This is a genomic window from Nocardia arseniciresistens (assembly GCF_046764875.1).
In the GTDB taxonomy this organism is placed as follows: Bacteria; Actinomycetota; Actinomycetes; order Mycobacteriales; family Mycobacteriaceae; genus Nocardia; species Nocardia arseniciresistens.
In genome coordinates, this window is record NZ_JBKORD010000004.1 from 159,705 (window position 1) to 174,896 (window position 15,192).

The window sequence follows — 15,192 nt, forward strand, 5'->3', positions numbered from 1 at the left end:
GTCGGTCCGGGTCGGTCCCGCAATTGTTCTTCAGTCCGGCAAATCCACGGTTCCGCCGAACGCGACCGTCTCCGTACGGTTGCCCAACCGGCCGAAGGATCGCTCGGCCATCTCGAACGAGCCGTCCTCGCGCACGAGCAGCACTGTGCTCGCCCGCGTGCCGTGCAGGATGTGCGCGACGAATCGGGCGGATACCGCCCGCTCGAATGGTAGCGGAATCCCGGTGTGCGGCAACTGATCGTCCGACGCCCGTGTGCGGTCGGCCAGCACCTCGAAATAGCGGTCGACATTGCCGGGATCGGTTTCGACGACGGTGCGCAGACCACGGACGCCATCGCCGATTTTGGGCCAGATGGATTGCGGTGCCCGCACCGCGGACGAGGGCCCCGGCATGGCCGAAGCGATGAAGGCGCCGTTGGACAGACCGTGGAAGCCCGGTGTCAGCTCCCGTGGCGGGGTCGCAGTGCGGTTGGAATGCCACCAGAGCGATTCGAGGTCCGAGACCACCAAGTTGTATCCGTTGTAGTCGTCTGGTGCCGCAGCGACGTCCAGAAGGTACTTTTCGGGGCTGTCACCGGCGGTCGCTCGCAGACCGTTCGCGACATTGCCGCTGCCGCGCAGAAAATCCATCAGCAGGGCACCGCGCGAGCGCGCGTCGGTGCGTTCATCGTTCGGATTGCGCACGTTGGTCACCGTGGCGAAGCGATTGTGCCCCTGTGCCTCTCGCGTCAGTCCGAGCCAGGTGCCCGGCGGATCACCCGCCGCCTTACCGGTAGCGGTAGCCCCCAGATCGCGTCCCGCGAGCAGACCGGGCACCTCCGGCCACCACCGCATCGATTCGGTCGGCCTGGTGTAGAACTCGTCGCGGTTGGCCGCCACGATCAACCGGTAGTCCGGATGTGCACGCCAGCCGATCAAAACCAAACACATGCAATCCAGAATGCCGGAACCCAATGGGCACTCACAGTGCATTCATCCGCTGGCGGGCTGTGGAAACAGTGCAGTGACAGCAAAAAGGCCGACAGCGCTGCGCTGTCGGCCTTTCTGGTGGTCCGGGGATCAGTTCGTGCGAATCCGCAGACCGGGGTTGTCGGAGAGGACCACGCTGACCGGCTGCGCGAACAGCTGCGGCACATTGCCGGTGAGCGCGCCGATCAGGTTGGGGATCTCGCAGATCGGGAAGTCGGCGACCGACGACGCGCTGGAGATGCCGAGTGCCATCCTGCCGGTCACGATCGGGCCGCCGCTGTCACCGGGCAGCGCGCAGATATTGGCCGAGAAGCTCTGGGTGAGTTCACGATCGCCGACCTGGACGGTCTGATCGACGGCATTGACAATGCCGCAGCTGAAGCCGGTACGTGAACCGGACTTGCAAACCGGCGCGCCGACCACCGGCGTAGCGACGCCGTCGATCGCGATCGGTGCCCGGCCGGACACCCGCACGCTATTGTTCTCGAAGCGATCCCTGGCCTGATCGGCGATCCGGATGACCGAGTAGTCCTGTGCGCCGAGCACCGACTTCTGGAAGCGGCCGAGCTCCGCGCCCGCGCGGTCGCCCTGCAGTTCGAAGATGCGGGCGGCGGCGTCGGAGCCCGCCGAGGGGAGATCGGGGTTGCAGTGGCCAGCTGTGATGTTCACGGTGTTGCCGGACCGGTCGGTGCCGTTGAAGCCGAACGAGCAACGCAGCGACGTCCGTCCCGAGATCGAGGCGAAGCCGTCGCCACCGGCCAGCGCGCCGTGCGCCTCACCGGCGATCGCGTCAGCCTTCGGGATGTTCGCGGGCTCGCTCGCCACCGGCGGGGCCATCACGATGACGCGTGCGGGATCGATGAAGCTCGGCATCGGAAGGCCGATCTTGTCGACCCGCACCGCGATGCTGTTGTTGACGGTGTCGATCACCGCTCCGCGCACCAGCGCGGACACCTCCTGGGGCTGCCCGTCGAGCCACCGCTCGAACGCGGTCTTCTCTCCGCGCAGCGCCGCCTCGCTCTTGGCGACGTTACGGACTTCGAATCCGGCCGAATCGGCGGCCTTGCTGGCCTCGTCGATGCCTTGCCCCTGTGCGAGGGCCACAACGGCACGGCCAGCGTCATCGAGCCACGAACCCGCGAAGACCTGTGGGTACTGACGCTGCGCCGTGGTGGCGAATGCCGCGGCCTGTTGCGCGAGGTCGGCGCGGTGCAGATACTCCTGCGGCGAGATCTTCAGATCGCGTGCGACGGCGACTGCCAGCTCGGGGGAAAGCCCGGCGTTCGGGTCGGGTTGTGCTGTCGCTACCGCTGCCGTGGGGCCGAACAGCAGAATCGCCGCGGAGGCGGCGATTACTGATTTGCGGGCCCGAGTCTGTCGGCCGGCTGATCGGAAATGACCTATACGTGGCAGGAGCATGCCCAGACTATATGGGCTCCGGGCCGGTATGCCTACTTATCCCATGGTGCCGATTTGATCAAGGTGGACGCAACCGACGCGCCGTCCTGGACGCGCCGGTTGCTGGCGCGTCTATCCGACGTTCTGCTTTGTGCGCAACTCGATACCGCTGCCGAGTCCGCCGCCGGAGGTCGCGTCGATATCGGCGAGGATCGAACGGATCGGAATGCCGAGCGAGGCGGTGCCGCCGTACTGCGCGAGGCCGGCATTCGCTTGGTCGCAATTGGGTGCGTCGGCGGCGTTGGAGCCGCTGGTGACGCCGAGGGCGAGGGTGCCGGTGACGATCGCGCCGCCGCTGTCGCCGCCGAGCGTGCACGCCGAGCTGGCGAAGCCACGCACCGTCTTGCTCACGCCTTCCGCGGTGAACAGCTGCGTCTCGACCCGATCGGAGACGACGAACCCACAGGTGAAGGTGGAGGACTGCCCCGACTTGCAGACGGGCGCGCCGGTCACCGGTACCGCGGTGCCGGTGATGGTCAGTGTCGTGCCGTTGGAGCCGCGCACCGACGGCTGATCCATGCCCGCCTTGACCGCGCGCTCGTTCAGCTTGATCACCGAGTAGTCCAGCGCGGTCGGTCCGCCCAGCGTCGCACGCATGAACGTGCCCAGCTCGGGGCTGTTCGGAATGTCTTTGACGTTGGGCAGATAGACGCCTGCCTGCTGGTCGCCCTTGTCGAGATTCGGATCGCAGTGGCCCGCGCTGATATTGAGTGCGTTACCCGCGGCATCGACACCGTTGAAGCCGAACGAGCAGACATCGACGCTTTTGAGCGCGGCATTGTGCAGCGAGCTCGGCGCGCTGATGTAGGTGTCCCCGCCCATCGGGCGGCGCTCGATCGGGCCGCCGCTGCCGGGCGAGAGGATGACCTTGACGTTGGCGATCAGGGTCGGCAGGTTCAGGACGTGGCCCGCGGGGGTGTTCGCGATGCTGAGAACGATCTGGCTGTTGAGGACGTCGATGGCGACCGAGTTGATCGCACTCGACAGCTCACGCGGCAGGGTGTTGATCCACTGATTCAACTGGATCACCGAGTTTTCCAGTGCGTTCGCCGAGACCGGGGCGAGGTGGGTCTGGTAGCCGTCGGCCGCGGCGATCTTGGCGGCGTCCACCGAGGTGACCGCGACGAAGGGGCGGCCGTCGTCGCCTATCCAAGCCCCTGCGAAGGAGTCGGGGCGTTCGGACCGGAAGTCATGTGCGTATTCGCTGAGCTGCTGGGCACGGGCGGAGCGCTCCAGATACTCCGCGGGTGTCATCTTCAGATCGCGTGAAATGGCCTGTGCCAGTTCGGCGGGCAGGTTCTCGGCGGCCAGCTGCGTCGGGGTCGCCGACGCTAGGGCGGGGCCGAGCATTGGAGCGAGGAAAACGGTCGAGGCGCACCCGATTGCTGCTGCCCTGACCGCGGCGCGGCGCGCCACCAACTTGCGCATGAAGTCCCTTCGTCGGCACCGGTGTGCCAGATACATCAGTGGGCCACAGGCTGAATCCGTTGGCGCACAGTCCTCGTCCAGCAACAGACCGGTCGTCGGCAAATTTACCGACAACACCGGTCAGCGGATCACTTTAGGGCACAAACCGGGGTTGGGCTCTACCGAATCAGCGAGGAGGTGCGATCACCGAGGTGGGTTGCGGCCAGTTGGGCGGCTCGTACTGCCAGGGTCTGGCCGTGCGGGTCGGCCGGGGCGTGCGCGTCGGCCGGGAGATGGTCGTCTTCGGTGCGCTCGTCGGCGGTTCGGTGGTTGTTTCCGGCGGCTCGGTAGTCGTGGTGGTCTCCGGCGGTTCGGTGGTGGTTTCCGGCTCGACCGTACGAGTGATGACCACCGGCGGTTCCGTGGTCGGCGGCGTGGTGATGGGCACGGTCGGGAACACCGGCGGCGGTCCCTGCGGCGTCGGGCTCACCGTCACCTGATCGGACTTGGCGTCCTGGATCTGTGGCACCGGGGTCGTGCCGTTGTCGCGGAACAACACCGATACGCCGAAGCCTCCGAGTACCAACCCGATGACAATCGCCGCCCCGATCAGCAAGGGGGTGCCCCGGTTTTCCTTATTCGCGGCGGCATTCGCGGCGGCCCTGGGAGCGGCAGTGGCCCCCACCGGTTCGGTCGGCAGTTGTTCGAGGATCGGATCGGCGATCGGGAGCGCCGCCGAATAGGCCTGTAGCTGCTGTGACCCGGCAGCGGGCACCGCGGGAATGATGTCGGTGACGACCATCGAGTTCTCGGCGTCGCTCGGATCAGGCGGGGTGCTTCCCGCGGGCGTCGCGAGCACCGATGCCAGGGCCGCGCGGGCGGCGTCGTAGGCGGGCGCCGCCTCGGGGTCACCGATATCGGTCCCGGGTAGGTCGCCCTCGCTGACAAGCACTACCGAGCGCAGGCCGAGATAGTCGAGCGAGTCGCGCAGTGCCTGCACGTACTGCTGCGGCCATACGGCGGGATGGGTCGCATAGAACTCGGCGGGGCCGTTGAGGTATTCGGCCGCCAAATTGATCAGGCAGAACAGTGCGGTCGCGACCAGATCCTCGGCCCGGTAGGCCTCGCCCTCGTCGACGGGAATACCCGCGGGATCGCCGACGCGCGACACGAACGCGGTGATGGAATGCGAGTGGCCGATCGGCGTCGGTCCGCCGAGGACGGTGTCGCCGTCATCGGACATATGCAGGATCGACTCGCGAATAATGAATTGCGGTTCACCGGCGTCGGTCACAATCGCCGCGGTGCAATTGTTCTCGGCGATACGCAGGCCCACGCCTGTGGCCATCCTCGTTACCTCGCTTCGGATAAGCCCGCGACCCCGCACACCAGCAGCGAGCCGTGTCCCATGGCACGAAGCATAGACAACAGCTCCGAACGGGACCTGGCACCGATACGGCGCCGGATGCGGGCGACGTGATGCTCTACCGTCTTCGCGGAAATGTACAGGCGTGCGCCGATCTCCCGGTAGGTCAAACCTAGCAGCACGAGTTCGGCGACTTCCCGCTCGCGTTCGCTGAGGATCGCGGTGGTCTCCGTGACCGGTGCGGACGCCGGGTCGTGTCGACCGTCGGGCGCCGTGACCGGTGCGCTCGGACCGGCTGCCGGCGCCTGCGGACGCGCGTCGGAGCGGACCGTACGGGCCAGTTTGAGCAGCACTGTCGCGGTCGCGGAGTCGGCGGCGGCGAGCGCCGCCTCACTGGCCAGCCGGGCGGCGTCCCAGGTCAGGCCGATCTCGCCGAGCCCGGCAACGGCGGCACGCACCGGCGCGGTCGCGACCTCCCCCCGCAGCACGAGCACCCAGGTTCGGCCGGCATCGGCCAGCACAGCGGCATACCGGTCGCCCGCCTCGGCCGCGGCCTTGAGCAGTCGGGCGTGCGGGAGCAGTTGCGCGGGACTCTCGTGTGCGATCGCCGCCTGCACGCCGTACCAGTGGAAGGCGTTCGCCCAGGCCGGTGGTTGATTCAGGCGTCGCAGCAATGCCAGCGAGGCGTCCACCAGCGGCGCGATCCGGCGTTCGTCGCGCAGCCGAATGCTCGCGAGCCACAGCTCGCCGATCGGCAGCATGGTCAGCAGGTCGGCGTCCACGTCGTCGAACAGTGGGTAGGCGGCCTGCCAGGCACGGGTGAGTGCGGCATGATCGCCGCTGCGCCTGGCCAGGCCGACGGCCACACCGGCAGCGAGCAGCCGGTCGCGCATGTCGAGCGAATCCGGTTGCAACGCGGCGACTGTCGTCGCGGCAACCTGTTCGTCGCCGCCGAGCATCGCCGCCCACGCCTGCAACACCTGGAGTTGATGGCAGCGCAAACCGCTGTTGGTTGCCCGGCGCAGAGCATCCCCCGCGCGTCCGGGCTCGCCGGTGCTCAGGCACAGCAGGGTCGCGATGGATACCGCGGTGCACGGCAGGAACCTGTCGACGCCGGAATCAGCCTGCGCGGCCTGGACGAGCGCGGCTATTGCTGCGGCGGTGCCGGTTTCGTGGGTTTCGTGGTTGACGATGGTCTGCGAGAGCGCGGTGGCGATCAGGCGGGCGTGCGTATTGGCCTCGGTCGGTGGCCATTGCGTCGCCGAATGCGACATCTCTTCGGCAGCGGGTACGTCACCCGCGAGGTACAGCACGGTCGCGCCGACCGCCCAGTCCGCGCCGACGCGATGGGATCCGAGCCAGGAGTACAACTGTGCCGCGCGCCCGACAAGACCGCGCCGGGTCAGCACCGCAGCGCAAATACGAACCGCCGCGGCGAGTTCCGGTGCGCTGACGCCCGAGCGAGCGAGTACCGGCTCGGCAAGCCGCATCGCTGTCTCGCCGTCGCCGACGCAACCGGCCGCCTCGGCCCAGCGCACCGCGATGACGTCGGGGTCGGCGCCCGCCGCCGCGGCGGCGGCGTAGTAGCGGACCGCATCGCGGCCCGCTTTTGCCGCTGCGGCGCACAGGAATTCGACAAGACGCCGGTCGTGGACGCCGGACTCGGCAAGCAGCAGCGCGGTGTGATCGCGCATCAGGCCCGCGTCCAGCCGCGCGGTCAGCAATTTGCGCTGCACCGCGATGAACCGCCGATCACCGAGCAGCGTGCGCAGCGGTGCGACGGCGGGGCCGAGCAACAGGTCCGCGTCGGTGACCAGGGCACTCGCCCTGGCCCGGTCGATGAAATCCTGCGCCGCGGCCGTTTCGACGCCGAGTACTTCGGCCAGCTCGGTCGCGTCCAATCCGGTTCCGGTGGCCGCGATAGCCATGGTCTCGAGCAGGTCGGGCATCAAGTCGTCCAGCATGGCGCGCGCCCAGTCGGCGACCGCGTCGTCGACCGCGCCGATACCGGCGTCCAGGCGCGCTGAGCAGGCCGCGGTCAGCGCGGCGACCACGCCACTTCGGATGCCCGCGGTCTGCTGATGTATGTGCTGGGCCACCGGGCGCGGCACCGCCATGCCGAGTTCGCGGGCGAACGGGGCGAGATCGCTGACGCCGAGTGCGCGCAGGTCGACTATCCGGCCGTGGCGAGCCACGGTGTCGGCGAGTGCGCGCAGATGCGGGTCGTGCGGGCGGGGCTGAGCCGCGATCACCATGGTGAAACGGCCGGATTCGATAGTTGTGCCGAGGTTTTCGAGCTCAGCGGGACCCAGCGTGTGGGCGTTGTCGATGATCAGGGCCTGCCGCGGTTGCGCGGTATCCGCCGCGGGTATGGCAGGGGCTGTGCGGCCGTTGCCCGCCATGTAGCCGAGCTGGGCGCGCGCGCTGACCACCGGATGGACCCATTGGGCACCGACCGGTGTCGTCTCGGACAATGCGGGATGATCCCGCATTGCGATTCCCCTGGCCTGCAACCTGGTGCGGATCACCGAAAGCAGCATGGATTTGCCGGTTCCGGAGCGGCCACGGATGAGGAAGACGACCGGCCGTTGATCGGCGGAGTCCAGCTCGCGGAAGATCTCGCGGGCGCACGGGAGGGTATCGAACGCGATATCAGCCACCGTTGCCTCCGAGGATCTGGCCTGGCGCGTGCAGGATCGGGCCGAGGGTGCCGTCGACAACGCCCTCGACACCATCGATGGTGTTGTTCAGCGGGTTGGTCGGCGACTGAGCGGGGGCTCCGGGAGCGGGAGCGGGAGCCGGTGTCGGAGCCGGTGCGGGTGCGGGTGCCGGTGCGGGTGCGGGTGCGGGCGACTGTGGGGCCGGTTGGGATGCCCCGGGTGCCGGGTTGGCGGCCGCGGGCTGACCTGACGCCTGCTGATTCGGCGCCTGCTGATTCGTCACGGGTTGGTCCGGGGCGGACCGGCTGTTCGCAACGGCTACCGTCGGCGCGCCCTGCGATGCGGAGCCAGGTTGTCCCGCTTCGGGTTTCAGGTTGGCGCCGGTCGGATCCGCCACCGATGCGGCCGATCCGGGAACCGACGCGTCGCCAGTTCCCGTGCCGGTGGTCGCCGCCGCGTCGGCCGCGCTGGTCTGTCCGGTGGATGCGGGCTTGTTCGGCTCGGTTTGGGCGCCGGTGCCGATCGCCACGGTGCTGGTGGCCAGCAGTCCGATGAGGACCGCCGCGCCCGCGATGACGGCCGCGCGCTGCCTGCCGTTGAGGTTGCGAATACGCGATCCGGGCAGCGTGACGGCAGTTGGCGGCGACTTGTCCTGCCGCGAGACGGCGACCACCGCTGCGGCGAGCGCCGTGCTGGTGGCCAACATATCCGTGGCAAGCAGCGCGGCCCCGCGGGCGCTGGTGTATCCCGGCTCCGCTGCGGCGACGACGGGGAGTCCGAACTCGGTGGAGATCAGCTCGGCGACCAGTGGAATCGCGCCGCCACCGCCGATGAGCAGCACCCGGCCGATATCGCCGATACCGAGTCCTGCGCGATGCACCGCGTCCCGGATCAGGTCGGTCGAGGTCAGTAGCGGTCCGCGCAGCAGATCCTCCACTTCGTCGCGGACCAGCCGGACGTTGTCGGTGCCCCCTTCCGTTGGCCCGAGGCGCACCGGAATGACGGTCGCGGTATTTATGGAAAGCTCTTCTTTCGCATCTTTGCAGCGGCCTCGTAATGCCGACAATTCACGTTCGGTGACCGGATCGAACGGATCGAGTTCATTTCCCCGCAGCGCGTTAGCCAGGACGTAGCGCATGATCAGCAGATCGAATTCCGCGCCGGCCACGTCGGTGGTTCGCAGTGGGGTGCCGAGCAGGGCTGCCTGTTCGCCGGTGCGGACCACCGAGACCGTCAGCCCGGTGGCGCCGAGGTCATAGACGACCACCGCGCCGTCACCGAGCGGGCCGTGCGCGGCCTCGAGCCAGCGCATCGCAGCGGTGGGTTCCGGGACAAGGGTTACCTCGCTCAGGTCCGCCCGATCCAGCGCGGCGCGTTGCGTATCGATGGTGTGCCGCGACCACCATGCTGGATGACATGCGACCGTGGTCGAGTTGTCTTGTGTTGCGTCCGTACCGATTTCGTCGATCAGGCAGGTAATGGCCGCGGCCACCAGATCTGCGGCGGCATGTGTCGTGCCGTCCTCGGCAAGGATGCCGACCGGATCGCCGACCCTGGCGAGGAAGCCCTCCAACACCACATCGGTGGAATGCCTGTCCATAGGACCGGCGTCGGTCCCGAACGTGGGCGCGGTAGCCGCGGCTAGGCGCAGGACGCTCGGGTGGGTGAAAACGGAGCCGCCACCTGCGGGGCCGTCATCGCCGTCGCTGTTATCTCCCGTTGTCGCCACGGCGACCGAGTTCGACGCTCCGACAGTGATGCCGAGCGCTCGTCGCTCTGTCATTCGAGAACCCCGTTCGAAAAACCTGTGTAGTCCGGTGTCGCTATAGGGCAGGTTCCGCCGCCGCGGAATAAGGCTGTGTGGATCTTGTGGATCCGTCAGTTCTGTCGGTTGCTGGCGGTCCGCCGTTACCGACGCGGGGCATATTCGGGGAAATTCCCCTAAAGGTCTTCGTGCCCCCAACGGGGATCGCCGGTGCGCAGTAGGGGTCTGCCCCGTTTCGAAGTAACGAGATGTGTCCCTAACCTGAAATTCATTCCAACGACTGCGGATCGCGAGGGTCCGCTCATCAGGAGATGATTTCGATGACACCCAACGCGATTCTGGAGTTCATTCTCAACCTGCTGCGCCACCAAGACGCCGCCGTGGCCTACTGTGCCAACCCCGGACAGGCGCTGGTAGCGGCCGGTCTGCCCGATGTGACGGCCGAGGACATCGCCGCCGTCGCCCCGATGGTCGCCGAATCGGCGTTGGTCGCCGGCGGCTCGCAACTGTCAGCGATCGTCGCGGCCGGTTCGCAGGCCGCCGTGAACGCGGGCGCGGTCGTCGGAGTCGGCGCCGCGGCCGACGCGGGCCTGGACCTCGGCGCCGGTGCGCAGACCGATATCGACCTCGGCCTACAGGCGGGCACCGGCCTCGACCTCGATCTGACCTCGGGCCTGAACACCGCGATCGGCTCGGGCCTCCAGGTCGGCGCGGACCTCGGCGCGGCAGTATCGACAGGTCTCGAAGGCCTCGTGAACGCGGGCGCCGACCTGACCGCCGGTCTCGGTGGCGCGCTCGGTGCCGGCGCGCAGTTGGGGACAGACCTCGGCGCTGGTGTAACCACCGGCCTCAACGGCGCTCTGGACGCGAGTACGCAGCTGGGGACGTCTATCGGCGGCGCTGTGCAGACGGGCGCTGATCTGGGTGCCGGTGTTTCGACCGGCTTGAACGGTGCGGTCAACGCCGGGGCGCAAGCCGCCACCGGTGTGGGAACGGCGCTCGGTGCCGTTGTTGATGGTGCTGCGCAGGCGGGAACTGATCTGGGAGCCGGTGTCTCCACCGGCCTCGATGGTGTCTTGGATGTGGGCACCCAATTGGGGACAGGTGTCGGTGGCGCAATCGGTGCCGGTGGACAGCTGGGGACAGGGCTGGAATCCAGTCTGTCGGGCGCGCTCGGTGCCGGTGCTGATCTGGGTGGCGGTCTGACGACCGGAATCGGTGGTGTTCTCGGTGCCGGTGGTGAAGCGACAACTGGGCTTTCAACCGGGATCGACGCGGGCGCTCAGGCCGGAGCCGATCTGGGTGCGGGCCTGTCGACCGGCCTGCAGGGTGCGGTGGATGCTGGTGCGCAGGCGGGCGCGGGTTTGACGACTGGTCTCGGTGGCGTGGTGGATGCCGGAACCGAGGCGGGTGCGGGTTTGACGACTGGTCTCGGTGGCGTGGTGGATGCCGGAACCGAGGCGGGTGCGGGTTTGACGACTGGTCTCGGTGGCGTGGTGGATGCCGGAACCGAGGCGGGTGCGGGTTTGACCACTGGTCTCGGCGGGGCCGTCGACGCGGGTGCGGGGCTCGGTGGCGGCTTGTCCGAGGGTCTCGGCGGTGCGTTGGATGCCGGAGCGCAGGCGGCGACCGGGCTCGAGACTGGTCTCGGTGGTGTCGTCAACGGTGGCGCGCATGCCGGGAGCGGACTGGAGACCGGACTGTCGACGGGGACCGGTGCGGCTGCCGATCTCGGTGGCGGGTTGTCCACAGGTGTCGGTGGATCTGCGCATTCCGGTCTGGAAACGACTGCGGGAGTGGGCAGTGCGGTGGGTGCGGGAGCGCATGGTGCGGTGGATGCCGGGGTACAGAGCGCGACCGACATCGACGGTAGCGTCGGGTCGACCGCGTCCGGCGCCGTTTCGTCGACCGTCGGCTCGACCGCGAATACCTGGTCGTCGCTGGATGTTTCGAACGCCTTCGGCTCGGGCCTGGACAGTTCGGTCGGTGCACACGGCGATACGAGCTTGTTCTCCGATGCGCAGGCGGGTGCCGACGTCGCCGGACACGGTGCGGTGGATCTGCACGGCGATGCCCTCCTGGGCTGAGAGAGGTCGACGACGCGATGGCGACAGCAACGCAAGCAACATCACCTGCGGTACCGCTGCTTTCGGTACTCGATGAAACCATCGCCGCGGCGCGCGCCGCGGGTCGCACCGACCTGGTCGCCCGCCTGGAGGTGGCGACGGATCGGGTCCGCGATCCGCGGCGGCGCATCGTCATCGCCGGGCAGCTCGATCAGGGCAAGAGCCGATTCGTCAACGCGCTGCTGAATCTCGATATCTGCCCGGTGGGCGACGACGCGACCACCACGGTGACCACTGTGCTGTCCCACGGGCCTCTAGCTCTGGCCGAGCTGGTCGTCACCGGTCCCGGTGGTGCTGCGGAGACACGAATCCCGGTGCCGATCAGCGAGATCGGCTCGATCACCGCGCGTTCGGCGTATGCCGAAGGGCGTCGGGTTCTGCGCCTGGAGATTCAGGTGCCGAACCAGCTACTCGCCGACGGAGTCGTGCTGGTGGACACCCCGGGTGTCGGCGGGCACGGAAGCTCTTATGCGGCAAGCGTGCTCGGCATGGTGCCCGCCGCCGACGCGGTACTGGTGCTCTCCGACGCATCGACGGAGCTCACCGAGCCGGAACTCGCCTTCCTCAGACAGGTGCGCGAACTGTGCCCGACGGTCGCGCTCCTACTCACCAAAACCGACCTGTACCCGCATTGGCGGCAGGTACGCGAGGCCGATCGAGGCCACCTGGAGCGGGCGCGGCTCGACGTGCCGCTGATCCCGGTCTCGTCGCTGCTGCGCAGCCATGCGCTGCGGTTGCAGGATCAGCAGCTCGGCATCGAATCCGGGTTCGGCCTGCTCTATCAATTCCTGCGTGAGCAGGTAGTCGCGCGCGACCTGGCCGCGACCCGCCTGGCGGTGGCGCGCGATATCCATTCGGCCGCAGAACATTTGGCTCTCGCTCTCGGCAGCGAACTTGTCGCGCTGCGTGATCCGGAGCAGGGCGCGGCGGCGGTGCGTGAATTGCAGTCGGCGCGGACGGCAGCCGAAGACCTGCACCGACGTACTGCCGCGTGGCAGCAGACCCTCGCCGACGGGATCACCGACCTGGCGGGCGATGTCGATCACGATCTACGGGATCGGTTGCGCGGCATCGCGAGAACCGGTGAGGAATGGATCGACGAGCACGATCCCGGCAGACACTGGAGCCGAATCGCCGAGTGGCTCACGGGCACCATCGATACCGCCCTCGGCGACAACCTGTTGTGGACCCATGCCCGCGCGATACAGCTCGCCGAGCAGGTCGCCGACCACTTCACCGAGATCGGCGCCGTAGAACTGCCCGGCGTGCATGCTGGGCTCGACTCCGACGAGAGCCGCGCGGGTGCGGGCACCCTCGCCGACCTGGAGCCCGATATCGGGATCGGCAGCAAGCTGCTCGTCGGGATGCGCGGTTCCTACGGTGGCGTGCTGATGGTCGGGCTCGCGAGTACCTTCGCCGGACTCGCACTGCTCAACCCGATCTCGCTCGGCGCCGGTCTGCTGGTCGGCGGCAAGGCCTTCCGTGACGACAAGCAGGCCAGAATGGCGCGACGGCGCAACGAGGCGAAGATCGCCGTCCGCCGGTTCGTCGACGATGTCGCCTTCCAAGCGGGCAAGGAATCCAAGGACCGTCTACACCGTATCCATCGAGCGTTGCGCGACCACTACACCGGCGTCGCCGAACGTAGCCTGCGCTCGATCGACGATTCGCTGCGGGCAGCGCAGGACGCGGCGGCAATGGCGACGACGCGCCGCGCCGAGCGGTGCGCAGTGCTCGAACGGCAGCTGCGTTCGGTCGCAGAACTGCGCCGCTACGCCGATGCCATGCACGCTGACACCGGCACCGCCGCGCGCTCGGCCGAGGATGCCGCGTCGACGGAAGGGCAGGTCGGTACGGTGGGCCGATGAGAACCGATGCCCGGATGGTGCCCGGGATCGTCGCCGAGGCGCGTCAGCTGGTCGGCGCGGCCCGTCAGGCATTCGCAGGTGAGCCGCGGCCGCGCGCGCTGCTCGCCGATTGTGCGCGGCGACTGGATCAGCCATTGCGCGTCGCACTGGCGGGCGCGCTGAAGTCCGGCAAGTCGACGTTGCTCAATTCCCTTATCGGACAGGACATCGCGCCGACCGACGCCACAGAATGCACCAGGGTAGTCACCTGGTATCGACACGGTTCTACCCCGAGCGTGACCGCGTACGCGCCCGATGGCGCCAAGGCGAATGTGGTGGTGCGGCGCGGCGGCGGAACCCATGGACTTACTTTCGACCTGGACCGATTGACCTGGGACACGCCCGAGCCGCGCGAGGTCGACCATCTCGAGGTCGAATGGCCAGCGGCCGCGCTCGCGAACACCACGATCATCGATACGCCGGGCACCTCGTCGTTGTCGCGGGAAGTGTCGCAAAGGACCGCACGGCTGCTCACTCCCGCGGACGCCGGAACGGATGACTCGGTCGAGAATATCGCGATTCCCGGAGCCGATGCCGTCGTGTACCTGCTGCGCAGGCTGGACGACGCCGATATTCGGTTCCTCGAGCAGATCGGTGCCGCGGCGGCGTCGGGCGATTCGGGAGTGTCCGGCCCGCTCGGTGTAGTCGGCGTCGTCTCGCGGGCCGACGAGATCGGGGCAGGGCGAATCGACGCGTTGCATTCCGCGCGCGATGTGGCGGTGCGTTTCGCAGGGGAGCTGGAGCGAACCGGCCTGTGTCAGGCGGTGATTCCAGTCGCGGGACTGCTCGCTTTCGCGGCTGCGACGCTGCGTCAGCAGGAGTTCACGGCGTTCGAGGCTTTGGCAGGTATTCCGATCGAGGAGTTGAGTGCCGCCCTGCTCTCGGCCGATCGCTTCGCACGTCCCGATATCGCGCTGCCGGTGCCGCCGGAGCTGCGCGCGCAACTGGCCGAACGGTTCGGCATGTTCGGAATCCGGATGGCTGTCACGCTGATTCGACTCGGCGTGCGTGATTCGGCCACGCTCGCAGCCGAATTGACCAGCCGAAGCGGCGTGGACGAGCTCCGTTCGGTACTCGATGTCCAATTCGGCCAGCGCGCCGACCAGCTCAAGGCGCACTCGGCCCTGACTGTCCTGGTTCGCATCCTCACCGCCTACCCGGGTACCGCCGCCGACGAGCTGCTACCCCGAGTGCGCACCTTGCTCGCCGACGTACACGGTTTCGCGGAACTCCGCCTACTCGGCCGCCTGCGCACCGACGAATTAACCCTTCCCGCAGACGATCTCGCCGAACTGCACCGCCTGATCGGCGGCTCCGGCGTCGCGCCACACCTGCGCCTCGGCCGCCCGCTCGACACACCCGCTCCCGAACTGCGCGCGCACGCGATCGAATCCGTCCGCAAATGGCGCGTCCTCGCCAAGCATCCGCTCGCCGATCAGTCGATGAGCACGGCCTGCCTCACTGCGGCGCGCAGCGCGGAGGGCATTCTCGACCTGCTGAACACCTAATCCGACGTCGATGTCACCGGCAAGGT

At 68.2% G+C, this 15,192-nt stretch carries 9 protein-coding genes; 3 read left to right on the top strand and 6 right to left on the bottom strand.

Annotated elements, in window-relative coordinates:
* Positions 1 to 30: 30 nt before the first annotated feature.
* The 6 genes from ACLMAJ_RS08495 to ACLMAJ_RS08520 form a co-directional block, all read right to left on the bottom strand.
* Positions 31 to 930, bottom strand: a complete 900-nt coding sequence (locus ACLMAJ_RS08495) for an NRDE family protein (RefSeq protein ID WP_412012976.1) — start codon at positions 928 to 930, stop codon at positions 31 to 33.
* Between the two features lie 129 nt (positions 931 to 1,059).
* Positions 1,060 to 2,388 (bottom strand): S1 family peptidase, encoded by a 1,329-nt coding sequence (locus tag ACLMAJ_RS08500; RefSeq protein WP_412012977.1) that lies wholly within the window; start codon positions 2,386 to 2,388, stop codon positions 1,060 to 1,062.
* 111 nt (positions 2,389 to 2,499) lie between these two features.
* Positions 2,500 to 3,855 (bottom strand): S1 family peptidase, encoded by a 1,356-nt coding sequence (locus ACLMAJ_RS08505; protein WP_412012978.1) that lies wholly within the window; start codon positions 3,853 to 3,855, stop codon positions 2,500 to 2,502.
* Positions 3,856 to 4,021: 166 nt separating this feature from the next.
* The gene (locus ACLMAJ_RS08510; RefSeq protein ID WP_412012979.1) at positions 4,022 to 5,182 is read right to left on the bottom strand and encodes an Hsp70 family protein; all 1,161 of its coding nucleotides are present in this window, start codon (positions 5,180 to 5,182) and stop codon (positions 4,022 to 4,024) included.
* A gap of 5 nt (positions 5,183 to 5,187) precedes the next feature.
* Positions 5,188 to 7,860 carry a LuxR C-terminal-related transcriptional regulator gene (locus ACLMAJ_RS08515; RefSeq protein ID WP_412012980.1) on the bottom strand — a complete coding sequence of 891 codons (2,673 nt, stop codon included), beginning with the start codon at positions 7,858 to 7,860 and terminating at the stop codon, positions 5,188 to 5,190.
* A complete protein-coding gene (locus ACLMAJ_RS08520) occupies positions 7,853 to 9,643 on the bottom strand; it encodes an Hsp70 family protein (protein WP_412012981.1) in 1,791 nt (596 codons plus the stop codon). The genes ACLMAJ_RS08515 and ACLMAJ_RS08520 overlap by 8 nt, the downstream gene beginning before the upstream one ends.
* 302 nt (positions 9,644 to 9,945) lie before the next feature.
* Here ACLMAJ_RS08520 and ACLMAJ_RS08525 point away from each other — a divergent pair, with 302 nt between their 5' ends.
* From ACLMAJ_RS08525 to ACLMAJ_RS08535, 3 genes are read left to right on the top strand one after another with little or no spacing between them, the layout of a single operon-like run.
* Positions 9,946 to 11,712, top strand: a complete 1,767-nt coding sequence (locus tag ACLMAJ_RS08525) for an IniB N-terminal domain-containing protein (protein WP_412012982.1) — start codon at positions 9,946 to 9,948, stop codon at positions 11,710 to 11,712.
* 17 nt (positions 11,713 to 11,729) lie between these two features.
* Positions 11,730 to 13,619 (top strand): dynamin family protein, encoded by a 1,890-nt coding sequence (locus ACLMAJ_RS08530; RefSeq protein ID WP_412012983.1) that lies wholly within the window; start codon positions 11,730 to 11,732, stop codon positions 13,617 to 13,619.
* Positions 13,616 to 15,166: a dynamin family protein gene (locus ACLMAJ_RS08535; protein ID WP_412012984.1), complete on the top strand. Its 1,551-nt coding sequence runs from the start codon at positions 13,616 to 13,618 to the stop codon at positions 15,164 to 15,166. The genes ACLMAJ_RS08530 and ACLMAJ_RS08535 overlap by 4 nt, the downstream gene beginning before the upstream one ends.
* The last annotated feature ends 26 nt before the right edge of the window (positions 15,167 to 15,192 follow it).